Origin of the sequence: Flagellimonas nanhaiensis, from assembly GCF_003382275.1 — a bacterium.
Taxonomy (GTDB): Bacteria; Bacteroidota; Bacteroidia; order Flavobacteriales; family Flavobacteriaceae; genus Flagellimonas; species Flagellimonas nanhaiensis.
Genome location: NZ_QTJX01000001.1, coordinates 791,301 through 813,317, shown reverse-complemented (window position 1 = coordinate 813,317; position 22,017 = coordinate 791,301). Strand labels below are relative to the sequence as shown.

Below are 22,017 nucleotides of genomic sequence, written 5' to 3'. Positions count from 1 at the left end.
TATGAAAAAGGCAATTTTGGTTTCGGTTTTGGGGTTTTTGGTATTGTCTTGCGAGGATGTTATTGAGGTTGATTTACCAGAAGTTGAACCAAGGCTCATTGTTAATGCTATTTTTAGGGTTGACCTGAATGAGGAATTCGTTCCTGTTGAAGTCAAGGTTACTGAAGCAAGCAATTTTTTTGAAGAAAATACAGTAACAAGTCTTGAAAGTGCCTTAATCAGATACGGTATGCCACTTGAAGGTTCCCCGGACATAATTCAGGACCCACCTGGCTTCTCTTCATTAGCAGAATCAGAGCCTGGAAGCGGTATATACATTCCTGATCCAACTTTTGATGCTGACCAAAGAATACGGACGAGCTCTTTACGACCAGGAATGATCTTCCAGTTATTCCTTACCCATAAAAATAGAAGGTATTTCGCAAGCACATCATTCCAGTTCACTGTGCCCATTGAAAGTCTTGAACAGGGTACAAACACTTTGTTTAGTGATGATGATACCGAAATCATCGTAACGTTTACCGATACGCCCGACCAAACCGATTATTATGTTTTCGATTTTGATTTTGGAAACTTTCTCACATTGGATGATCAATTCTTTGATGGCCAACAATTTGAATTCTCCTACTTCTACGATGCCAATATGAAAACCAGAGATGAAGCTGAAGTTAGCATTTTGGGTGCAGATCAAGAGTTTTTCAACTATATGAGCCTACTAATTGAACAGACTGAAGATGATGGTGGTGTATTTGACACTCCAGTAACCACGGTTAGAGGAAATATCTTCGACGTGACCGGGTTGGACAACACCAATATTTTTGACAATGCCAATAGACCTGATGAGTTTGCATTAGGGTATTTTGCGGTTATTCAAGAATTTAAGCAAACCATAGTTATAGAATAGCACAATGGACGCTTTTAGACAGCTAAACCCAAGTATTGGATTCAAAATAACAACAATACTAGGTCTTTTCTTTTGCTGTCTGTCCTGCGAAGACGTAGTAGATGTAGACTTACCCCCAACAGATACAAAACTTATCATTAATGGTATTGTTCGTGTTGATACCACACAGGAATTCCTTCCGATAAAGATAAAAGTTACTGAAACCACTGACTTTTTTAGCGAACCAACCATTGCACAGTTAGAAAGTGCAGTAATCCTTGTTGGAGAGCGGGACCCCGATGATCCTTTCAGCATGAGTTTTGGCACTTCAATTCTTAAAGAATTTGAGCCAGGTACTGGAATATATGAACCAGATACTGTGGGCTTGGTAGATGAAAGGATCAGAACAGAATTTTTGAATCCAAATACGGTCTTTTTTCTCGTTATTGAGCACAAAGGGAAAAGGTATGCAGCGGAAACCAATTACTCCCCTGCTGTGCCCATTGATGACCTACAACAGGGAGATGAAACTTTATTCGATGATAATGATACCGAATTGCAAATAACCATTACCGATATTCCCGAGGAGAAAAACCATTATGTGTTTGACTTTGGTGGTGGTGAATTTCTCGCATTGGATGATGAGTTTATAGATGGTCAAGAATTTGGATTCTCTTACTTTTTGGAACGTGATTTAATGGTCGGTGAAGAATTGGAAGTCAGTATTCTTGGTGCTGACCAGCAATTTTTTAATTATATAGATTTACTTGTTGAACAAACTGAAAACACTGGCGGTGTCTTTGAAACACCTTCAGCTACTGTTCGGGGTAACGTTTTTGATGTTACTGGGCTGGACAACATCAATATTTTTGATAATGTGGAAAGGCCCAATAGCTTTGCGCTAGGCTATTTTGCCGTGGTACAAGAATTCACCAGTACAGTGGTTATTGAATGACTTGATTCTCTATAATATTAAGTACAGCAATAGAATTATAGAAATTCCTACAACACCCTGAAGTAAGGTGCCCAGAGTATGCCCTCGTAGAGAAGTTTTCACGTTCATATTTGAAAATTGGGAAACCACCCAGAAATAACTGTCATTAATGTGGGACACGGTCATGGCTCCTGCACCAACCGAAAGGACCGCCAATGCCTTATCAGTAATCGATAATAATCCAAAGGTTTCCAACAATGGGGCAATAATTGCTGAGGTAGTAATAATGGCAACAGTAGACGAGCCTTGAGCTGTTTTTAGGACCGACGCGATTACAAAAGCAATCAAAAGCCCTCCTATTCCAGAACTTGATTCCAAGTTGATCAATGAGGCAATATCAATGGTTCTTAAAATGGCGCCAAAAGCTCCGCCCGCCCCTGTAATCAACACAATGGAACCAGCTTGTTTAAATGCTTCTGCCACCCAGCCTTCTTTTTCTTTGCTTGGGGTTTTCCTGCCGAGCATAAATGCAAAAAACACTCCGATCAGTAACGCAATGATTGGGTTTCCTAGAAAATCAAAAAAATGAAAAGCCCACGTTTTTCCTAAAGGAAAGGTCGGGTAATTCACTACAGATTTCATGGCAATAAGCACTATAGGAACCAAGAGCGGTAAAAAAGCTTGAACTGGTGTTATTGAAGTTCCCACTTCCTCCCTTTCCAAAGTCTCTTCTGTTGACGCCTTTTCCTCCACTAGGGATTTGCCAATGACCCTGGCCCAAAAGTAACCCGTTAAAGATACCGGAATCGATACCGCCAAACCCAACAATAGTACTAAACCCAAGTCAGCTTCCAGAATTGCTGCAGCTGCCAATGGTCCCGGAGTTGGAGGTACAAATACATGGGCCGCATACAATCCCGTTGCCAATGAAATGGCAAAGACCAACAACGGAATCCCTGTCCTTTTACTTATGGCTTTGTTCAATGACGAAAGTATAATAAACCCTGAATCGCAAAACACCGGGATTGAGATGACGTATCCGGCCAAATTAATCGCCAAGGGAGATCGTTTCAATCCAATGAGCTTTAAAATGCTATTGGCTAAAACCTGTGTACTCCCAGTCTTTTCCAAATAAATGCCGATTACTGTCCCAAAAGCAATTACCAAACCTATTCCAGATAGTGTTTTTCCAAAGCCCTCGCCAATAGTCGACATAATTTCCTTTGGAGAGAGCCCCAACATAAATCCAGAGGCAACAGCAGCCAAGGTCAGGGAAAAAATTGGGTGCATCTTGAATTTAACCGTGGCTATAATGATAAAAAGGACAACTACGGCCAAAACAAGTATTTCCATGCTTAAATTTTGTATGATAAGCATTAAATATAAGCTAATATTCCTACTTTGGTCCTATGAAGCGAACCGACAAGGAACTTTTGGTCAAAGGTTTAAAATCCTTCGGATTTACGGTGTTGGCCATGTTTATGGGCCCCTTTTTGATCTATGAAGCTTTCAAAAACGAGGACAACATATTGTTCTATCCTGTTTTGATCCTAGGTCTGCTGATTGCGGCATTGGCGATATATTTAGGTTTTCGTTCCGTAAATATTGTCATGGATGCCGTTTTCGGGAAAAAGAAAAAGAATTAATTCTTCTTGTTTTCAGCAGTACCGTTTTTCCATTTGTTACTCAGTTGCGCGTAGTCATAATCCAAAACGGATTTCTGTCGCTCCAATCTATTGGATGCAAACGCACGTTGTAAAATATCCTCTATTAAGTAATCTTCATGGATGGACTCTGGATGAAATTCCTCTTTAATATTGATTTTAAAAGCCTTGGCCGTGGTGTTGTACCAAAAGGCACGCCAACCGCTCCGGAGCTCCTTTACCAAATCAAAGGCAGTTTTGCCTGTCTGCCTATATATTAATTTAACCAATATCTGACCTTCGGTACGAGTCAGTTTTTTGAGTTCTGCAGAGAATTCTTCTTCTATGTATTTCTGTACTTTTTTGGTGTACTTTTTTCGGTGTCTCTTTTTCTTGATATGCTGCAGACTATCGGTCAGTTCTACCAATCTTTCCGCTGCCATTTTAGCATAGGGATACACTTTTAAGGTCTTTCTCCGCAAAATGTAATACCTGAGCTTTTCTTTTTTGTTGGCAAATTCAAGTTTACCGAAAAGATAGACCTCGTCCAATTCAATCGAACTGTATAAAATGGAATCACCCTCAAACCTAACCCAATAGTCCGCAACGGAGTCCTTTTCAACCGAAAGGGAATCGTTTTCCATAGTTTGGGAAAATCCAAGTGTATGAAACAGTAAAAAAACTATGGAAACACTATAGCGAAGCATGCGGTTAAATTCTCAAAAGTCCTGCCAAAATTAAGGATAAAGGTAAGATTTGGCTATTAAATAAAAGTGAATATTGTTATGTTTGTGGACTAAATAAAACACATGGCAGCATCAAAAATCATCAACGCAAAGTCACTCAAATTTTTTGAAAAATACTTGAACAATGCCTCTCCTACCGGCTATGAATGGGAAGGACAAAAGATTTGGATGGACTACATCAGGCCTTATGCAGATGATTTTATTACAGATACCTATGGTACCGCTGTTGCGGTTATCAACCCAAAGGCGAAATACAAGGTTGTCATTGAAGGACATTCTGATGAGATTTCCTGGTATGTGAACTACATTACGGATAACGGCCTTTTATATGTCATCAGAAATGGGGGGAGCGACCATCAAATCGCACCATCCAAATGGGTAAATATCCATACTAAGAAGGGAATTGTCAAGGGTGTTTTTGGATGGCCCGCCATCCATACCAGAAACCGAGCCAAGGAAGAACCTCCAAAGCTTGAAAATATCTTTATAGATATAGGGGCCAAGGACAAAGCCGAAGTTGAGAAGATGGGCGTACATGTAGGCTGTGTAATCACATACCCGGACGAGTTTCAAGTTTTGAACAAGGACAAATTTGTTTGTCGTGCCCTGGATAACCGCGCGGGTGGCTTTATGATTGCAGAAGTAGCCCGATTGCTCCATGAAAATGGTAAAAAACTGCCCTTCGGGCTGTATATTACCAATTCGGTACAAGAAGAAATTGGATTGAGAGGGGCTGAAATGATTACGGAAACCATCAAGCCTAATGTGGCCATAGTTACGGATGTAACGCACGACACCACTACCCCAATGATAGAAAAAAAGACCCAGGGAGATTGTTCCATGGGTAAAGGGCCGGTAATTTCCTATGCACCTGCGGTGCAACAAAAACTACGGGAACGTATTATTGAAACCGCCGAAGCCAAAAAAATTCCTTTCCAAAGGCAAGCTTCTTCACGATTTACCGGAACGGATACCGATGCCTTCGCATATAGCAACGGAGGTGTGGCTTCTGCACTGATTTCGCTACCGCTACGGTACATGCACACCACTGTGGAAACCGTTCACCGCGATGATGTTGAAAACGTAATCAGGTTGATTTACGAAACCTTGTTGACCATTAAGGAGGGAGAGACTTTTAGCTATTTTGATTAACGAGACTAATGTCATTTCGAACGCATGTGAGAAACCTTAAAAAGAGCTCGGAAAGTAGATTCAGATTTCTCGTGTTCACTCGAAATGACATATCAATTATTCAAAGCAATGGATGAACTGGTGGACATTCTGGACGAAAACGGAAAACCCACTGGAGAGTTCTGTTTAAAATCGGAAGCGCACCGCAAAGGGCTTTTTCATCCCACTGTGCATGTTTGGTTTTATACTGAACAAGGTGAAATACTGATTCAACAACGCGGAAAAGATAAAGCTACCCATCCCCTACTTTGGGACGTGTCGGTTGCTGGCCATGTTTCTTCTGGAGAGAAAATCGAAACTGCTGCTGTACGGGAAGTCGAGGAGGAAATAGGGTTGGACATTACCGAAGATGACTTGGAGCGAATTGGAACATTCAAAGAAATCCATAAGATTTCCAACAATTTTACCGATGCTGAATTCCACCACGTGTTTCTATCCGAATTACATGTTCCTCTGCATGATTTAACCAAACAGGAAAGTGAGGTTGAAGCCTTGGGCTTGATTGCTGTCCGTCAGTTTGCTGAGGAGACCTTGGATTTGGTATATAGTGCCAAATATGTTCCTCACGGGACGGACTATTACAAGTCTATTATCCAGGAAATCAAAAAACGTCTTTAGTTTATTTCAGCGGCAAACTCTGTAGCATTCTCCAAAGTATAGGCTTTTTGGTCTCCCGTTTCCATGTTTTTCACTACAAAAGTACCTTCGGTAAGTTCTTTTTCACCCAATAGAATCACATAGGGAACTCCTCTTTTGTTAGCGTATTTCAGCTGTTTTTGAAACTTAGCTGCCGTAGGGTACAAATCGGCCCGAAGTCCTAAATTTCGCAGTGCAGATACCAATTTCAACGATGCTAGACCTTCTCTATCTCCAAAATTAAGGCATAACACATCCAAAGAAATGTCTAAACTTTTTGGAAATAGATCCAATTCTTCTAAAACCAAATAAATACGGTCCAGTCCAAAGGAAATGCCCACTCCGCTGACATCTTTCAATCCAAAAATACCTGTAAGGTCATCATAGCGTCCCCCGCCCCCAATGGAGCCCATTTTTACACCATCAGGTGCTGCTACTTCAAAAATGGCACCCGTATAGTAGTTGAGTCCCCTGGCCAAAGTCACATCCAACTCTAGCTTTGCAGATTGAAGGCCAATGGTATCAATAGTATTCAGAATTTCTTCCAGCTCTGCCACTCCTTCCAATCCAATTTCCGAGTCTGTCAATAAATCCTTTAGCTGACCCAACTGTTCTGAAGCTGAACCGGACATACCAAATAAGGGTTGTGCTTTAGCAATGGCATTTTCGGAGATCCCCTTTTCCAACATCTCGGCCTTAACTTTTTCTTCCCCAATTTTGTCCAACTTATCCAACGCCACCGTAAAATCTATCAAAAGATGTTTAGCCCCGATTACTTCTGCAATACCTGAAAGCACCTTTCTGTTGTTGATTTTGACAGTGGTTCCCTTCAAACCCAAATCAGTAAAAACGGCATCATACAGCTGCACAAATTCTACCTCTTGCAATAAAGAGTTGGCGCCGACCACGTCAGCATCGCATTGATAAAACTCGCGAAAACGCCCTTTTTGGGGTCTATCTGCTCGCCAAACGGGTTGAATTTGATATCGTTTGAATGGAAAATCAATTTCATTCTGGTGCATGACCACATAACGGGCAAAGGGCACAGTAAGATCGTAACGTAGTGCTTTGTCTGAAATCTTTGGTGTTAACGAACCTGATTTTTTGGAGCTGTAGGTTACATCATCAACCTTGGAAATAAAATCACCAGAATTCAAAATCTTAAAAATCAAGCGATCACCTTCTTCTCCATATTTACCCATAAGAGTATCAAAATTTTCAAAAGAAGGAGTCTCTATGGGCTGAAAACCATAGGTTTTAAAATGCTTTTTGATAATCTGGATAATATAGTTGCGCTTGGCTACCTCTGCGGGAGAAAAATCCCGTGTTCCTTTGGGTATGCTTGGTTTTTGTGCCATGTAATATAATTCTCGTGCAAATATAGGGGGTTTGGTTGTGATTCTAGAGCACAAGGTCTGTTAGACCAACTAGAGAGGAAAGTGGAACTTTAGATTGTGTCGTATTATCAACTAAGAATTAACAAGATTTGTCCTACTGATAAATATTGATTGAGAAAGACGGGAGTGTGGTCAATCCAAATAAGGTATCCATCAATCCACTACAATTTGAGCATTCCCATTAACATACATTTGCCTCCATTGATAACCCTTTTAAATTAAACAACATGAAACTAAAAGCATTTTTATTATTGGGCTGCGCACTTGTAGCCATATCCCTTATCTCTTGTTCAGGTGAGGATGGAGAACAAGGGATTCAGGGAGAGCAAGGGATTCAAGGTGAACAAGGACCACAAGGTGAGCAGGGAACACAAGGCGAACAGGGACCGCAAGGTGAACCTGGACAGGACGGCAACGCCAATGTGCAGAAGCTCGTAATTGATGTCAGTAGCATAAACGCTGTTTCCAATGTTGGAATAAGTGTGCCAGAATTAACCCAAGAGGTTCAAGAGAACAACACATTGATCTTCTTTTTGGAATATGATTTTGGTGGTAATACCTATTATGTGCCCATACCTGGAATCATACAATATTGGGGAGTGCATTGCGCGGTTGAAGTATCTGACTTCCCAGGCAATGAGGTTGTATTGAACCTGTATAACCTCGTAGACGGGTCCGCAGGAGACTGGGTCGAAGGCGAAATGTCAAACTTGCATATAACCCTTATTGAAAATACCGGTTCCCTTACCGGCAAAGCTGCCCAAGAAGATGTACTAAAATCCTTAAAAGCCAAGGGAGTTGATGTTGCAAATTATCATGAGGTAATGCAGTATTTTGGACTGGAATAAACCTGATGGCTTACAATCACATAGACTTTCATAGTTCCTTATAAACTTAAGCCCCGTTTAACCGCGGGGCTTTTCTATGCTATTTTATTCCATTATCTGTTCAAACCACTGGTATAGTTCACCTTTGGTGATTACTGCACCTTGCTCTATTAGTTTAAACTTATCCACATTTTTATCCTCGCCATAAGCTTTGGAAGCGGTCAAATACTCTACAAAATCAGATTGGAAATTCCGTTTGAACCAACCAAATCCTTCCTGGGTGCGAAGGTCTATCTCTGGGTTCATCACTTTGACGGAAAACAATTTCATTTCTTTATCGGTAAGGTGAAACAGATGCATATGGAGTTCGGAGATGTTTTCCAGGTATTCTACTTTGGACAATACTCCTTCCCAAATCAAGTCGCTGAACACATCCAATTCTTCTTCGGCCACTTGCGGCTTTTCTTCCTTTATGGTCTCCCACTCATCCGCAGTTATGGATTGTGTCGCCAAAAAATTAATGAACTCTGGATGCAATTCCTCCAACTGCTGTTGTGTCAATCGTCTATACTTCATCCCGCAAAAATAAAAAAAGGCCATGCTTTTGCATGACCTTTTTCATCAGAATTGATTCGTACTAGTTAAAAATATAGCGAACACCGAATTGAGCTTGCCATCTTGACAAAAGACTGGTGTCCGAACTAAAGGTTTCTGTTAAATTCTCATCGAAAGTATAGGTTGGAACATTGTTTTCGTCCACTGATACACCCAATACCTGTTGGTTGGTAGGAATCTCAACAATTCCCCAATCCGAACTGATCAAATTCCCCACATTCAACACATCCAAACTTAACTGAATGGTGTTTTTGTTAGCAAATTTAATGTCTTGAAGGACTTTTAAGTCCCATCTTCCTCTCCATGGAGCTAAAGCTCCATAGCGTTCTGCATAGGAACCTCGGTTTTCACTCAGATAATCATCTTGTTGAATAAAGGCTTCAAAAGCTTCGGCTTGACCAGTACCACTAAAATTCATCTGGCTAACTTCTGAAGAAGTTGGGATATAGAGCAAATCGTTAATACTTGAACCATCACCATTGATATCACCTCCATAGATGTAGTTGAAACGTCCGCCTTGGGCATATTCAAAGAAAGTGGAAACGGTGGTTCCAGTTTTGAATGCCTTGGAGATTACCCCAACAAACCTATGGGTATCCCCATATCTTGAATAGGAAAGTACATCATCGTTGGCGTTTCCAGATATGGCATTTGCCACGAAAGCATCACCTGTGATTTCCGCTTCAATGGAGTTTACATCTTTGGAATTCAAATAGCTGTACGCCAAGCTTGCATATAAGCCATTATCCCAAGTTTTTTGTCCTTTTAATACTGCATTCCAAATTCTTCCTTTATCAGAATTGGAGAATACATAGGCATTATTGATCAAATCATCTGCTCCGTAAACAGGTCTGTTGTCCACACCCTGCAATGTTTCTGAAGGAGGCAACAATCCCCAGTTCTGTACGTGCGGCCCATTTACATCCTTGGAGTATGAAAGGTCAGCAGTCAATATTACCCCATTTTCCAATTGATAATCTGCACCCAAACTAGTTCTCCAAACCTGTGGCCATTTAAAATCTGGATCAACCACTTGATAGAAAAATACATTGGGGTTGGCAATCTGGTTGCCCAACCATACAAATGGGAATCTTCCCGTAAATACCCCCGTTCCACCTCTAATCTGTAAGGTAGCATCATTATGTACATCCCAATTGAAGCCCACTCTAGGAGAAATCAACCAATCATTGGTAGGCAACTCGGTTGAATCAAAGAAAACGGTCTCTCCCGTATTAGGATTATTATAGGGAATCCCTGGTACATATGCTGGAGCTACATCGATTACGTCCTGTGCCTTCTCTGCAGAATCAAAGTACAAGGGTTTGTCAAAACGGATACCGTAGGTCAGCTTGAAATTTTCTGTCGCGTTCCATTCGTCTTGTAAATAAAATGCCATTTGTCCTACATTGGTCTCTGCCAATGCCCAACCACCAGCATTTCCTTCTCCTGCTGCATTCAAGGCACTATCAGCTGCTCTGGCAGCATTGAAAGCTCCCTGATAAAACGATACCAAAGCCGCTTCACCAGCTGCATCAAGGTTTCTAAAGTCAGTTATGGAACCTGTTGGGAAGAATACTCCTTGGGCACCGTAAACCCCTAGATTGAAAGAGTTGTCAAATTGGAATTTCTCGAAAGAAAAACCAACCGTGAACGTATGATCTCCCTTGAAGAAATTCAGATTATTGGTCAACTGAAATACTTTTTGGTCCAATCGATTATTGATGGAGAAAGGTTCATGTCCCGCTATAATATAATTGGAACTTCCATTTTCGTCCAAAAGCGTAATGGTTGGCGCTGGTGTGGACTTCGGATTTCTGAAATCATCAAAATGAGTGTAGCCCAACTGCAATTTATTTATCGCTTCATCTGAAAGAGTTGAATTCAACTCTAATTGTACGGATTGAATCCTGTTGTTGATTTCGTACCCGGCATTCTCAAACTGCAATGTAGTAAGGTTTGGCCCCCTAAAGCCCAATGCTGTAGGGTGAGCTGGCTTTTCCTTAGAGGCATCCAAAAAGTTATAGATAATTGCCAGTCTGTTGTTATCGTTGATATTCCAATCCAATTTGAAAATTCCCTTGGTGGATTCTTGGTCAAAATTGAACCCTTCAAATCTTCCTGGGTTATAGAACTCTCCGTTTCCGATAGAAACTTGGCCCAAAATATTGGACACCAATTCAAAATCCGACGCCAAAACTCTGGATTCATTTGCAGCTCCACCTCCTCTATTAGGAACAAAACCTGATCCAAGATCCGTTCTATCGTCCTTTTCAAAATTGGCAAAGAAAAACAGCTTGTTCTTAATTATTGGTCCTCCAATACTGATTCCGTATTGTTTTTGGCTTAAATCTGCCTTGAAGACGTCATCTCCCTTGACTTTTCCTCCGGTAAGGTCCTCATTTCTGAAAAATCCATAAACCGTTCCGTAGAACTCATTGGTACCACTTTTGGTAACCGCGTTGACCGATGCTCCTGTAAAACCGGATTGGGTAACATCATAAGGTGCTGTGGTTACTTGGATTTGGTCAATAGCATCGATGGAAATTGGATTTGCATCAGTTTGGCCTCCAGGTTGTGCGGCATCCAACCCAAAAGGGTTGTTAAAAATCGCTCCATCCAAGGAGAAGTTGTTGAATTGGTCGTTTCGCCCTCCAAAAGAACCTGCACTGGCCGTCGGCTCCAAACGGGTAAAGTCATTGGTAGACCTTGAAATGGTGGGCAATCTGGTCAATTCTCTTCTTCCTACACTGGTTTCCGCTCCAGTTCGGTCACTTCCGAAAGTCCCGGTCTGGTCTCCAACCAAAATCACCTCATCCAGTTGCTGGCTATCTGAAACCATAGCAACATTATGATTATAGGTCTTTCCCAAAGTCAGGAAAATGTCATTTTTTACACTGGTCTTGAATCCTACATAGGATACTGTAACCTCATAAGGTCCTCCAACCCTAAGGTTCAATAGGTTGTACCTACCTTCCTCATTGGTAATGGCTCCGTAACGTGTACCTGTGGGGGTATGTACCGCCACTACATTGGCACCCAACATGGGAGTTTGCTGATCATCTACGACAGCACCTCTTATATTGGATGTGGTGACTTGGGAAAAGGCTGATGAGAACACCATAAAACACAGTATTCCCAAGGGTAGAAATTTCTTCATAATTAGTGAGTTAATTAGTTTAGAGTATCTACAAACTTAGACAAAAAAAAGAGCTATGCACGCATAGCTCTTAACAAGTTATTAACCGAAACTTAATGGTTATTTCGCCTCGGCCACCACTTCAAAAGGAAAATCCACAACCACTTCTCTGTGCAGTCTGATTTGGGCATCGTACGGCCCAACCCTTTTAATGGTTCCACCTTTTATATTGATAAACTTTTTATCTATTTGATGTCCTTCTTTGTCCAAAGCGGCAGCCAAATCTATATTGTTCACAGATCCGAACAATTTATCTCCAGCTCCTACCTTGGCAGAAATCTTGATTTCCAATTGTTTTAAAGCCTCTGCTTTTGTATTGGCTTCATCAATGATTTTCTTTTCTTTATGGGCTCTTTGCCTTAGGTTCTCCGCCAATACCTTTTTGGCAGATGGCGTTGCTAAAGCGGCCAACCCTTGAGGGATAAGGAAGTTTCTTCCATAACCGTTCTTAACAGTTACGATATCATCCTTAAAACCTAAATCCTGTACGTCTTCTTTTAGAATAAGTTCCATGCTCCAATAATTTTTTATTTCAACATATCGCCAACATACGGCATTAGGGCCAAATGACGAGCGCGTTTAACGGCCTGGGCCACTTTTCTTTGATACTTTAATGATGTACCGGTAAGTCTTCTTGGAAGCAATTTTCCTTGTTCATTTACCAATTTCATTAGAAAGTCTGGATCCTTGTAATCAATGTACTTGATTCCTGACTTTTTGAACCTACAGTATTTTTTCTGCTTGTTGGTCTCAATGTTCAATGGGGTCAAATATCTGATTTCCCCATCTTTTTTAGATTTTGCCTGTTGTTCTATAGATGACATACCCTATGCTTTTGTTTTTAGTTTTGTTCTTCTTTTCTCTGCCCAAGCAATTGCATGCTTGTCAAGCCTCACAGTCAAAAAACGCATAACGCGTTCATCTCTTCGGAATTCCACCTCGTAAGGGCCAATTGCCTCTCCGGGGGCTGTAAATTCGAACAAGTGGTAAAATCCACTTTTCTTGTGCTGAATGGGATATGCCAACTTTTTTAGTCCCCAATCTTCCTTGGAGACCATTTTGGCACCATTCTTAATCAAGAAATCCTCAAATTTCTTGACTGTTTCCTCTATCTGAGTCTCAGATAGAACGGGATTCAAAATGAAAACAGTTTCGTAATGGTTCATATATTATATTTTAAAGGAGCGCAAAATTAGCAATATTTCCTTCCCCCCGCAAGAAAAGCTAAAAAACTTCGTTTAAAGTACAAGAGTTATTAACAAAAATGAACCCAATAAACCTACGTAACGTATATGGTAATATACACAACAAAATAGACCATGTTTACATCTTTTGTTGCTGTTAAACGTCTTTTTTGTGTAATTTGCCGATGATTTAAAACCCTACAAATCACCCCATTCTATGAAATTAAAAAGTATAATTGTAGACGACTCCTCCATGCAGCGGATGGCCGTTGCAAAATTGGTCAACAATCATCCACATCTTGCTCTTGTTGCTGAATACAGTAATGCCATTGAAGCAAAGAATGGTCTTAAGAACCATGATATAGATTTGATCTTCTTGGATGTTGAAATGCCAATCATTAGTGGTTTTGACCTTTTGGAGGCCCTGGAGAACCCTCCACAGGTTATTTTAATCACTGGAAAGCCTGACTATGCGCTCAAGGCTTTTGATTATGATGTGACCGATTACCTTCACAAACCCATCACTTTAGCCAGATTTGAAGCTTCCGTGAAAAGAGCGGTTGCCAAATATGAGCAGTTGAACAGAGTAGATGAGGATGAAGAGCATATATTTGTAAAGAGCAATCTGAAAAAGCGCAAGGTTATCCTTAACGATATTAAGTGGATAGAAGCACTTGGAGATTATATTAAATTGGTTACGGATGAAGCCAATATCGTAATCCTATCCACCATGAAATCTTTCGAAAAGCAATTGCCGGCCGAAAAATTTCTAAGAATCCATAAATCCTACATTGTGAATCTGGAAAAGATAGAAAAATTCAACAGCAAAAATGTTGAAGTGGGGGGCAGACAGATTCCTTTAAGTAGAAACAAAAAGACAGAACTGGCTGAAGCACTGGCCAACGTATAATATTATATGTGATCTACATTGTAGATCAGTCTTACACTTTTATACTTGGAAATAGCATTAAAAGATTTTTCAATCCTTTTAATGCTATTTTTTATTTGGGGTGCCGACTGGCTCCTTGGAATCTTGATAAGTATGTTCTTAAGGTAATCCCTTCGTATCCTAGCCACTGGGGGATACTCTGGACCCAAGACCTGCAATCTCAATACATTTTTCAATGAATCAGTCAACCACTGAGCGGCCTCGTTCAATTTATTAAAATCCTTATCCTTTAAGGTAATCTTGATAATTCGCACCACTGGAGGGTATTTGAACTGCTCACGCTCATAGTATTGTTCTTCAAACATTTTTTGATAGTCATTAGTAGTGACTTGCTGCAATATTTGATGATAAGGGTTATAGGTTTGAATAAGGACCTTACCTCTTTTTTGTGTTCTCCCTGCCCTGCCTGCAACCTGGGTCAACATCTGAAAGCATCTTTCATGGGCTCTATAATCAGGGTAGTTCAACATGGTGTCCGCATTCATGATTCCCACCAAACTCACATTTCTAAAATCCAGTCCCTTGGTTACCATCTGTGTTCCAACCAGAATATCCATTTCTTGATTCTCAAAGGAAGATATCAGCTTTTCATAGGCATACTTTCCGCGAGTAGTGTCTAAATCCATCCTCCCTACCACTACTTCGGGGAAAAGTTGCTTCAATTCCTCTTGAATTTGCTCGGTACCAAATCCTTTTTTGTCCAGAGTATTGCTTCCACAGGCCAAACAGGCTAACTGTAATGCCATGTTATACCCGCAATAGTGACATCGCAGCTGGTTTGGACGTTGGTGATATGTTAGACTAACATCACAATTTGGGCATTGTGCTACGTGTCCACAAGTGGTGCATTCAACCACAGGAGCAAATCCCCTCCTGTTCTGAAACAGGATTATCTGTTCTCCCAGTTCCAAAGCTTCGGTAATTGCGTTAATCAAAGTTTCAGAAAAATGCCCCTTCATTTTCTTTTTCCGGGATGCTTCCTTGATGTCCACCAAATTGATATCAGGCAGCATTACATTTCCATACCTACTGTGAATGGCTGCATACCCATATTTCCCCCTTTTTGCATTGTCCATGCTCTCTATACTGGGTGTAGCCGAACCTAATACGGTATTGGCTTTGTGATAAGAGGCAAGGACAAGAGCTGTGTCCCGGGCATGATATCGCGGTGCAGGATCAAATTGTTTAAAAGAATTCTCATGTTCTTCATCCACTATGACCAATCCTAGCTTAGAAAAGGGAAGAAACAAAGATGATCTAGCACCAATAACAATCTGGGCCTTTTCCTCATTGTTCAGCACATTGTTCCAAACCTCAACCCGTTCATGGATACTATATTTTGAATGATAAACCGCAACCTTGCTTCCAAAATATCGGCGTAATCTATTGATCAACTGCAAGGTCAGGGCTATTTCCGGCAATAGGTATAGTGCTTGCTCACCCTGGTCCAGGCATTGCTGAATTAATTTGATGTACACTTCGGTCTTTCCAGAAGAAGTAACCCCATGAAGCAAAACAGGTTTATTTTGTTCAAAGTTGGACTGTATCGCGCCAAGAGCTTTGGTTTGATGTTCATTCAAGACAACCTTGATAGATTCGTCCTGTTCTTCATCATAGTTTACCCTATCCTTTCTGATATGATATTCCTTAAGAACCTTTTTGTCCACAAGAGATTTTATCACTGCCCTGGAAGTACCACTTTCCTTTTCCAACTTTGAAATGGGAACTGGCTTTTTACTTTCCGCTTTAATTTGAAATAGTGATAATACTACCTGACTCTGCTTTGGAGCCCTAGAAAGTTTTTCCAACAACATTTCCAATTTGGACTCATCATCATATTCCTCAGAAAGTTGAATATATCTGACCAATTTGGGTTTATAGGCATCAAACAACTCCTCCTTTTGGACCACAACCCCTTTTTGCACCAGTCTGTTTACTAAGGAGAGTACATGCTTTTTATCAACAATATCACTTATTTCCCCAATTTTCAATGCTGTTTGATGTTGTAGCGCCTCAAAAATCAAAAATTCATCATCAGCCAACTCCATTTCGTTGACTTGGGCCTCTTTGTTGGGAAGGACCAGAGTTTCACTTTCCAATAAAAAAGCACTTGGCAGGGCACTCCTTATTACCTCTCCCAATGTACACATATAATACTGTGCAATCCATTCCCAATGTCTCAATTGGGTTGGATTCACCAATGGTTTTTGATCTAAAATTTGGAAGATTTCCTTGGCATCATAGGCCACTGGGGCATTGTCATGTACGTTATAGGCAAGGGCCGTATATATCTTAGATCGGCCAAACGGGACCGCTATCCTCATTCCCGGTTTTATGAAATCTGCTTCTTCAGCAGATATTTTATATGTGAAGAGCCTTTCTAAGGGAATGGGCAATACCACATCCAAAAAAAAATCCATATCGCTACTCTTCTATTACCCTATACCAGGTTTGGGTCCTGTACAAAAAAGCCAGATATCCCCTCACCTTTAATTTGTTGTTGTCTTTTGGATCTAACCATATCTTGCCCCTAAAGGTCATTCCGTGCTCTGGGTCCAACATATTACTGCCTTTATACTCCCCTTTGTTGTTCTTTCTAAGGTCGTTCATAATTTTCATGCCCAGAACTGGTTTGTTCTTCAGCTCCCCTTTACATTTGGTACACAAAGCATTCTCACTGCCCTTTTCTACAATTTCAATAATCTTTGCCTGCAAAAGGTTATTTTCCTTGTAAATTTCTACAATAGCCTTGGCCATTCCATTCCTGTCATCAATAGTTTTCCATTTTCCAAAAACCGTTTGCGACCAACCTGTCTTAAAAACAAATAAGCTGATCAACAACACCGATCTACGGAATATCTTGCCGCTTTTCATGCCTCTTCTTTAGTGAGTTCAGGGTCGCATTAAGTTCAAAACCCAGTAACAAGATATTGGAATTTAACCAAATGAAGACCATTAGGATCAAAAGCCCTCCCAGCGCTCCATATAGCTCGTTGTACCGAGCGAACTTTTCCACATATACCCCAAAGAGATAGGAAGTGAGCAAGAACAACAAGGTTGTCATGAGTGCCCCAGCAGAAAAGAAGCGGGCCTGTCTACCTTCAGCTGTACCAAAATAGTATAGGATGGCCGTGGTTAGATAGGAAAGTAACATAAAAAACAAGATTTTGGTAATCTGGATACCTATGGTATCTCCTTTTTCCACATCATATCCCAAGGTCTTCCCAAAATATTCGCTGGTATACTCTACAATGTAAAACTCAAAATATACGAAGGCCACAGCTCCTATAATCAACAGAATGGACAATAACAGTCCCACCATTAAGGCATAGGCATATTGTCGGAAAAAATTTCTCGTAAGCTCCACATGATAGGAATTCTCAAAACCTGAGAAAATGGCATTTACTCCGTTTGCCACTAAAAATATGGATAGCAAAAAAGCTGACGAAAGCAACCCACCTCGTTTTTGGTCTTTTATCTGTTGATAGATCTCGCCAAAATAGTCGCTGGTTGCCGTAGGCAAGAAAGATTCCAAAAAAATCAGGAACTGGGAGTCAAAATTTTCATTGCCAACACTTACATAGGGAATGATAAAAGGAATCAGGGTTACCATAAAAATGAGCAACGGAAACAATGCCATAAAAAGACTAAAGGCAATAGAACTTGCCCTTGTAGAAAGGGTCCCCTTTACTATCCCAACCAAATACATTTCAATGAGATCGTAGAAAGATAGTCCTTCAAAGGCTTTAAGCTTGATTTTTTTCAACAGCCTAACCAACCAGTTGATCACTGGTATTTTTTCCAATTGCTCTTCTATGGCTACTGACATTAGACCGCTTTTAGGCTTAAATCCATGTTGTAAACGGAATGCGTCAACGCCCCAGATGAAATATAATCCACACCACACTCCGCATAGTGTCGGATTGTGTCTTCATTGATTCCACCGGAAGATTCCGTGAGACATTGGTCGCCAATCACTTCTACTGCTTTTCTGGTATCTTCATAGTTGAAATTGTCCAATAAAATGCGATAAACTCCTCCTGACCTTAGAATCTCATCCACTTCATCCAAATTCCTGGCCTCCACAATGATCTTTAAGTCCTTTTCATTATCAGTCAAATATTGTTTTGTTTTTTGGATGGCTTTGGTAATTCCCCCAGAAAAATCAATATGATTGTCCTTTAACATGATCATGTCATAGAGGGCAAACCTATGGTTCTCCCCTCCTCCAATCTTAACCGCCCATTTCTCCAGAGCTCGAATTCCGGGTGTGGTTTTTCTTGTATCCAAGATCTTGGTGCCCGTGCCTTCCAATAAGGAAACATATTCATTTGTCTTGGTCGCTATGGCACTCATACGTTGCATAGCATTGAGCACCAAACGTTCCGTCTTTAAAATGCTCTGGGAACTCCCCTCTACGTAAAAGGCAATATCTCCGTATTTAACAGGACTTCCATCGGTTATAAGTACTTCAATTTTCAGGTTTTTGTCTACTTGTTGAAAAACTTGCTGGGCAAACTCAACACCGGCAATAATACCCTCATCCTTTACCAGAAGCTTAGCTTTTCCGGTAGCTTCAGCAGGAATACAGGCCAAGGAACTATGATCGCCTTCCCCTACATCTTCACGGATGGCATTTTCTATAATTAGCTTGAGTTCTTTTTGAAATTGTTCTTCGGATATCATCCAATTGGGGTTTTAACGAAAATAATAAAAACATTGTTCGTTATCCATGAATTTTATATGGTTATTGTTCGCCCTGAAACATTTATTTTTGAGCATGCAGATTACCTTGATTGCCATTGGAAAAACCGACAGTACTGACCTTGAACGACTTATTTCTGTCTACGAGAATCGATTAAGGCATTACATCAAATTCAAGTTTCAGATTATTCCTGACCTCAAAAACAGTAAAAACCTATCCGAGGCGCAACAAAAGGAAAAAGAGGGCGAACTTATTTTGGGCCAGTTGCAACCTTCTGATGTTTTGGTCCTATTGGATGAAAAAGGAAAGCAGTTCTCCTCGGAAGATTTTTCACAATTCCTTCAAAAGAAAATGAACAGCGGCATTAAAAACTTGGTCATGGTAATCGGCGGACCCTACGGTTTTAGTGAAGCTGTTTACAAAAGAGGTAATGAAAAAATAAGTCTCTCCAAAATGACCTTCTCGCATCAGATGGTCCGTTTGTTCCTCGTAGAGCAACTATATCGCGGATTCACAATCCTTAGGAATGAGCCTTATCACCATAGGTGATTTTAGTAGAGCACCCTAAATTTGATGGTGTTTTCAACACTTTTAAGCGCCTTGACCACTTCTTTGTTATAATCCTTATCCAAATCGGAAATAACATAACCTACTTCGCTGTCTGTTGACAAGTATTGTCCGGTAATGTTCATTTCATATTCGGCCAAAACCTTGTTGATCTTTGCCATAATACCTGGTACATTTTTATGGATATGTAAAAAGCGGTGCGCATTGTTCTGTTTGGGCAACCTAATATTGGGGAAGTTGACTGCATCAACTGTATTCCCGGAATTGATATAATCCATGATCTTATTGGGAACAAACCCGGCAATATCTCGTTGTGCCTCTTCCGTGCTCCCTCCAATATGAGGTGTAAGGATTACATTGGGAATTCCCTGAAGGTCCGTAACAAAATTACCGTTGCTCCTAGGTTCAGAAGGGTAAACATCTACGGCAGCCCCTCCCAATTTTCCACTTTTAAGTGCATTGGCCATAGCAGCAATGTCCACAACAAAACCTCTGGAGAGATTGATGAGAATTGCCCCATCCTTCATTTGATTGATCTCTCGCTCACCGATAAAATTCTTATTGGCCTTGTTATCATCCACATGAAGACTGACCACATCGGACACGGACAATAAATCCTCCAAGGTGTTGCACCTTACAGCGTTCCCCAATGCCAATCGGTCCATAACATCATAATAGTAGACCCGCATTCCAATAGCCTCTGCCAAAACAGATAGCTGCTTACCTATGTTGCCATAACCGACAATACCTAAATTCTTTCCTCTTACCTCTCGGGAGTTTATAGCGGTCTTGTTCCATTTTCCTTCATGGATTTCGGAACTGCGGGGAAAAATGCTACGCATCAACATGATTATCTGGCCTATGGCCAATTCCACCACCGACCTTGTATTGCTATAAGGGGCATTGAAAACCACAACGCCCTTCTTTTTGCTGTATTCAAGATCAATTTGTGTTGTACCGATGCAAAAAGCTCCAATTACCAACAATTTATTGGCTGCATCCAGCACTTTCTGGGTCACCTGGGTCTTGGAACGAATTCCGAGTACATGAACCCCCTTGATACGCTCAATGAGTTCATCTTCGGATAAACTATGTTTTACCAGCTCCACAGAAAATCCGTCGTTGGAAAGATTCTCAAACGCATCTGGATGCACATTTTCAAGTAACAGAATCTTAATCCTGTTCTTAGGGTACGATATTTTCCTTGGTAAATCGTTCACAAAAAGAAATTCATCCAAATTAGGTGTTACGTGGTCCGCGTTGTTAGCCGCTTTTTCACGGTGTACATTTTCAGTATACGCAAAAAACTTATCGGCTATTCCAGCTTCCCGCATCACATAGTCGCTATACCCATCGCCTATCACCTGGACTTCTCCATCCAAATCAAGGTTTTTAAGGCACTCTATCTTTCCATTGTGGGTTGCAAGCACATTGGTTTCGTCAAATCCGACAATATTTCCCTCTTCATCAAACTTAAAGGTATTGGCATATACCCTATCGCTGGGAATGTTATACTCTTCTACAATGGGATCTATGAATTCTTTGAAACCACATGAAATTACATAAATATCCTCAGAAAATTCATGAAAAAACTCCTTGTTGGACTCAATGGATTTTGAAATTTTTTGGCGAAGCTCCTCAACAAGTCCTCCCAAATCATCTTTATGGGCCTTGATGAGCTTTATTCTTTTCTCCAACGATTCGGTAAATGAGATATCCCCATCTATTCCAAGATTAGTTATCTCCTGAATCTCCTCTATTACCTGTTCCCGATTTGACCTGCCCTGAAGGGTAATCTCTGCCAAAACATCCAATGCCTCCACCCGGGTCAAGGTACTGTCAAAATCAAAAACATACTTACGTCCAGCTTCCACCATGGGTTTTTCAAAAAATTAAGCCCTAAAATTAAAAATTAATTCCATCCTCAAAGTTAGAACCCTTCAAAATCAATCCATAAATGCGGATATTTCAAAAATCTGCTGAAAAATGTTTTAAATAATAGATCAATATGGAAAAAAAGGAGGGAAATTGAACTAAAACCAGCGTCGGGTCTCCTTGCAATATGTTCTGTATTCCTTTCCAAAAAGTTCTTCCAACGCTTTCTCCTCAAATTTAATCTGAAAGTGGTTCATGTAGTATACAAAACCTACGGCCAAAAGGGTGTTGAATGCATTGCCCAACTTTAGGCCCAAAGCCAAAAGAAACAACAACATTCCCAAATACATGGGGTTGCGGGTATATTTATAAATTCCCTTCTTCACTAAAAAGCTTGTTTTCTTCAGGTTGATGGGGTTGGTAGTTGTTCTGGCCAATATAAATTGAAGGAGGCCCAAAAACATTACCAGAACTCCCAGGCCAAACAAAAAAACTGCAAACTCCTTTCTACCAAAAAAGTCAAAATCCCCAAATGGGAGAAATTCGGCCAAAACGTACATGAGTACGCCAAAAATCAGCATTACGATTGGGGGCAGTATCATGATTCGCATTCTTGAAAGGTTGTACCCTAAATTACTACATTTGGCTCTCATTTGAATCTTTTCCATT

22 protein-coding genes are annotated in these 22,017 nt (G+C 40.6%); 8 read left to right on the top strand and 14 right to left on the bottom strand.

Annotated features, from left to right (window positions below; genetic code table 11):
• Nucleotide 1: 1 nt before the first annotated feature.
• Entirely contained in the window at nt 2-904 is a 903-nt protein-coding gene (locus tag DX873_RS03750; protein WP_116183173.1) for a DUF4249 family protein, read from the top strand.
• A gap of 4 nt (nt 905-908) precedes the next feature.
• Nucleotides 909-1,838, top strand: a complete 930-nt coding sequence (locus DX873_RS03745; RefSeq protein ID WP_116183172.1) for a DUF4249 family protein — start codon at nt 909-911, stop codon at nt 1,836-1,838.
• A 9-nt stretch (nt 1,839-1,847) separates the two neighbouring features.
• Here the strand turns inward: DX873_RS03745 and DX873_RS03740 are convergent, their stop codons facing one another.
• The gene (locus DX873_RS03740) at nt 1,848-3,170 is read right to left on the bottom strand and encodes a GntP family permease (RefSeq protein ID WP_232520846.1); all 1,323 of its coding nucleotides are present in this window, start codon (nt 3,168-3,170) and stop codon (nt 1,848-1,850) included.
• Nucleotides 3,171-3,226: 56 nt separating this feature from the next.
• Between DX873_RS03740 and DX873_RS03735 the strand changes: the two genes are divergently transcribed.
• The gene (locus tag DX873_RS03735; RefSeq protein ID WP_116183170.1) at nt 3,227-3,463 is read left to right on the top strand and encodes a DUF6095 family protein; all 237 of its coding nucleotides are present in this window, start codon (nt 3,227-3,229) and stop codon (nt 3,461-3,463) included.
• On the opposite strand, the gene DX873_RS03730 is transcribed toward DX873_RS03735, so the two are convergent.
• Nucleotides 3,460-4,167 carry a DUF4294 domain-containing protein gene (locus tag DX873_RS03730; protein ID WP_116183169.1) on the bottom strand — a complete coding sequence of 236 codons (708 nt, stop codon included), beginning with the start codon at nt 4,165-4,167 and terminating at the stop codon, nt 3,460-3,462. The genes DX873_RS03735 and DX873_RS03730 overlap by 4 nt on opposite strands.
• A gap of 102 nt (nt 4,168-4,269) precedes the next feature.
• On the opposite strand from DX873_RS03730, the gene DX873_RS03725 reads away from it, so the two are divergent.
• Both DX873_RS03725 and DX873_RS03720 read left to right on the top strand, forming a co-directional pair.
• Complete coding sequence (locus DX873_RS03725) at nt 4,270-5,358, top strand: M42 family metallopeptidase (protein ID WP_116183168.1); 1,089 nt, start codon at nt 4,270-4,272, stop codon at nt 5,356-5,358.
• Between the two features lie 84 nt (nt 5,359-5,442).
• Nucleotides 5,443-6,015: an NUDIX hydrolase gene (locus tag DX873_RS03720; protein ID WP_313777739.1), complete on the top strand. Its 573-nt coding sequence runs from the start codon at nt 5,443-5,445 to the stop codon at nt 6,013-6,015.
• Here the strand turns inward: DX873_RS03720 and hisS are convergent.
• Nucleotides 6,012-7,391 (bottom strand): histidine--tRNA ligase, encoded by a 1,380-nt coding sequence (gene hisS, locus DX873_RS03715; RefSeq protein WP_116183167.1) that lies wholly within the window; start codon nt 7,389-7,391, stop codon nt 6,012-6,014. The genes DX873_RS03720 and hisS overlap by 4 nt on opposite strands.
• 266 nt (nt 7,392-7,657) lie before the next feature.
• Between hisS and DX873_RS18815 the strand changes: the two genes are divergently transcribed.
• Complete coding sequence (locus DX873_RS18815) at nt 7,658-8,278, top strand: collagen-like protein (RefSeq protein WP_181899425.1); 621 nt, start codon at nt 7,658-7,660, stop codon at nt 8,276-8,278.
• 84 nt (nt 8,279-8,362) lie between these two features.
• On the opposite strand, the gene DX873_RS03705 is transcribed toward DX873_RS18815, so the two are convergent.
• From DX873_RS03705 to rpsF, 5 genes are all read right to left on the bottom strand, one after another.
• On the bottom strand, nt 8,363-8,833 hold the full coding sequence (locus DX873_RS03705; RefSeq protein WP_116183166.1) for a DUF6495 family protein: 471 nt from the start codon (nt 8,831-8,833) through the stop codon (nt 8,363-8,365).
• Between the two features lie 61 nt (nt 8,834-8,894).
• A complete protein-coding gene (locus tag DX873_RS03700; protein WP_116183165.1) occupies nt 8,895-12,029 on the bottom strand; it encodes a TonB-dependent receptor in 3,135 nt (1,044 codons plus the stop codon).
• Nucleotides 12,030-12,128: 99 nt separating this feature from the next.
• Nucleotides 12,129-12,581: a 50S ribosomal protein L9 gene (gene rplI, locus DX873_RS03695; RefSeq protein WP_116183164.1), complete on the bottom strand. Its 453-nt coding sequence runs from the start codon at nt 12,579-12,581 to the stop codon at nt 12,129-12,131.
• A gap of 14 nt (nt 12,582-12,595) precedes the next feature.
• Nucleotides 12,596-12,892 carry a 30S ribosomal protein S18 gene (gene rpsR, locus DX873_RS03690; protein WP_054557866.1) on the bottom strand — a complete coding sequence of 99 codons (297 nt, stop codon included), beginning with the start codon at nt 12,890-12,892 and terminating at the stop codon, nt 12,596-12,598.
• Between the two features lie 3 nt (nt 12,893-12,895).
• Nucleotides 12,896-13,234: a 30S ribosomal protein S6 gene (gene rpsF, locus DX873_RS03685; protein WP_116183163.1), complete on the bottom strand. Its 339-nt coding sequence runs from the start codon at nt 13,232-13,234 to the stop codon at nt 12,896-12,898.
• Nucleotides 13,235-13,469: 235 nt separating this feature from the next.
• Between rpsF and DX873_RS03680 the strand changes: the two genes are divergently transcribed.
• Nucleotides 13,470-14,162, top strand: coding sequence for a LytR/AlgR family response regulator transcription factor (locus tag DX873_RS03680; protein ID WP_116183162.1), 693 nt, complete (start codon nt 13,470-13,472; stop codon nt 14,160-14,162).
• Between the two features lie 2 nt (nt 14,163-14,164).
• Here DX873_RS03680 and priA read toward each other — a convergent pair whose 3' ends face one another.
• The 4 genes from priA to nadC are packed head-to-tail and all read right to left on the bottom strand — an operon-like array spanning nt 14,165 to nt 18,887.
• Nucleotides 14,165-16,621: a replication restart helicase PriA gene (priA, locus tag DX873_RS03675; protein ID WP_116183161.1), complete on the bottom strand. Its 2,457-nt coding sequence runs from the start codon at nt 16,619-16,621 to the stop codon at nt 14,165-14,167.
• Nucleotides 16,622-16,625: 4 nt separating this feature from the next.
• The gene (locus DX873_RS03670; protein ID WP_116183160.1) at nt 16,626-17,075 is read right to left on the bottom strand and encodes a DUF2147 domain-containing protein; all 450 of its coding nucleotides are present in this window, start codon (nt 17,073-17,075) and stop codon (nt 16,626-16,628) included.
• Nucleotides 17,050-18,030 (bottom strand): YihY/virulence factor BrkB family protein, encoded by a 981-nt coding sequence (locus DX873_RS03665; protein WP_116183159.1) that lies wholly within the window; start codon nt 18,028-18,030, stop codon nt 17,050-17,052. Before DX873_RS03665 ends, DX873_RS03670 begins: the two co-directional genes overlap by 26 nt.
• Complete coding sequence (nadC, locus tag DX873_RS03660; protein WP_116183158.1) at nt 18,030-18,887, bottom strand: carboxylating nicotinate-nucleotide diphosphorylase; 858 nt, start codon at nt 18,885-18,887, stop codon at nt 18,030-18,032. Before nadC ends, DX873_RS03665 begins: the two co-directional genes overlap by 1 nt.
• A gap of 94 nt (nt 18,888-18,981) precedes the next feature.
• On the opposite strand from nadC, the gene rlmH reads away from it, so the two are divergent.
• Nucleotides 18,982-19,455: a 23S rRNA (pseudouridine(1915)-N(3))-methyltransferase RlmH gene (gene rlmH / locus DX873_RS03655; RefSeq protein WP_116183157.1), complete on the top strand. Its 474-nt coding sequence runs from the start codon at nt 18,982-18,984 to the stop codon at nt 19,453-19,455.
• A gap of 2 nt (nt 19,456-19,457) precedes the next feature.
• On the opposite strand, the gene serA is transcribed toward rlmH, so the two are convergent.
• Both serA and DX873_RS03645 read right to left on the bottom strand, forming a co-directional pair.
• On the bottom strand, nt 19,458-21,350 hold the full coding sequence (serA, locus tag DX873_RS03650) for a phosphoglycerate dehydrogenase (RefSeq protein WP_116183156.1): 1,893 nt from the start codon (nt 21,348-21,350) through the stop codon (nt 19,458-19,460).
• Nucleotides 21,351-21,506: 156 nt separating this feature from the next.
• A complete protein-coding gene (locus tag DX873_RS03645; RefSeq protein ID WP_232520844.1) occupies nt 21,507-22,016 on the bottom strand; it encodes a methyltransferase family protein in 510 nt (169 codons plus the stop codon).
• Between the last annotated feature and the right edge of the window lies 1 nt (nt 22,017).

Excerpts from the sequence above, each read along its gene's own strand:
- DX873_RS03680 (WP_116183162.1), top strand. The coding sequence starts at position 13,470 with ATGAAATTAAAAAGTATAATTGTAGACGACTCCTCCATGCAGCGGATG.
- DX873_RS03720 (WP_313777739.1), top strand. The coding sequence starts at position 5,443 with ATGACATATCAATTATTCAAAGCAATGGATGAACTGGTGGACATTCTG.
- DX873_RS03735 (WP_116183170.1), top strand. The coding sequence starts at position 3,227 with ATGAAGCGAACCGACAAGGAACTTTTGGTCAAAGGTTTAAAATCCTTC.
- DX873_RS03670 (WP_116183160.1), bottom strand. The coding sequence starts at position 17,075 with ATGAAAAGCGGCAAGATATTCCGTAGATCGGTGTTGTTGATCAGCTTA.
- rpsR (WP_054557866.1), bottom strand. The coding sequence starts at position 12,892 with ATGTCATCTATAGAACAACAGGCAAAATCTAAAAAAGATGGGGAAATC.
- hisS (WP_116183167.1), bottom strand. The coding sequence starts at position 7,391 with ATGGCACAAAAACCAAGCATACCCAAAGGAACACGGGATTTTTCTCCC.
- priA (WP_116183161.1), bottom strand. The coding sequence starts at position 16,621 with ATGGATTTTTTTTTGGATGTGGTATTGCCCATTCCCTTAGAAAGGCTC.
- DX873_RS03700 (WP_116183165.1), bottom strand. The coding sequence starts at position 12,029 with ATGAAGAAATTTCTACCCTTGGGAATACTGTGTTTTATGGTGTTCTCA.
- DX873_RS03740 (WP_232520846.1), bottom strand. The coding sequence starts at position 3,170 with ATGGAAATACTTGTTTTGGCCGTAGTTGTCCTTTTTATCATTATAGCC.
- DX873_RS03745 (WP_116183172.1), top strand. The coding sequence starts at position 909 with ATGGACGCTTTTAGACAGCTAAACCCAAGTATTGGATTCAAAATAACA.
- nadC (WP_116183158.1), bottom strand. The coding sequence starts at position 18,887 with ATGATATCCGAAGAACAATTTCAAAAAGAACTCAAGCTAATTATAGAA.
- DX873_RS03750 (WP_116183173.1), top strand. The coding sequence starts at position 2 with ATGAAAAAGGCAATTTTGGTTTCGGTTTTGGGGTTTTTGGTATTGTCT.
- rlmH (WP_116183157.1), top strand. The coding sequence starts at position 18,982 with ATGCAGATTACCTTGATTGCCATTGGAAAAACCGACAGTACTGACCTT.
- DX873_RS03725 (WP_116183168.1), top strand. The coding sequence starts at position 4,270 with ATGGCAGCATCAAAAATCATCAACGCAAAGTCACTCAAATTTTTTGAA.
- DX873_RS03645 (WP_232520844.1), bottom strand. The coding sequence starts at position 22,016 with ATGGAAAAGATTCAAATGAGAGCCAAATGTAGTAATTTAGGGTACAAC.
- DX873_RS03705 (WP_116183166.1), bottom strand. The coding sequence starts at position 8,833 with ATGAAGTATAGACGATTGACACAACAGCAGTTGGAGGAATTGCATCCA.
- rpsF (WP_116183163.1), bottom strand. The coding sequence starts at position 13,234 with ATGAACCATTACGAAACTGTTTTCATTTTGAATCCCGTTCTATCTGAG.
- serA (WP_116183156.1), bottom strand. The coding sequence starts at position 21,350 with ATGGTGGAAGCTGGACGTAAGTATGTTTTTGATTTTGACAGTACCTTG.
- rplI (WP_116183164.1), bottom strand. The coding sequence starts at position 12,581 with ATGGAACTTATTCTAAAAGAAGACGTACAGGATTTAGGTTTTAAGGAT.
- DX873_RS03730 (WP_116183169.1), bottom strand. The coding sequence starts at position 4,167 with ATGCTTCGCTATAGTGTTTCCATAGTTTTTTTACTGTTTCATACACTT.
- DX873_RS18815 (WP_181899425.1), top strand. The coding sequence starts at position 7,658 with ATGAAACTAAAAGCATTTTTATTATTGGGCTGCGCACTTGTAGCCATA.
- DX873_RS03665 (WP_116183159.1), bottom strand. The coding sequence starts at position 18,030 with ATGTCAGTAGCCATAGAAGAGCAATTGGAAAAAATACCAGTGATCAAC.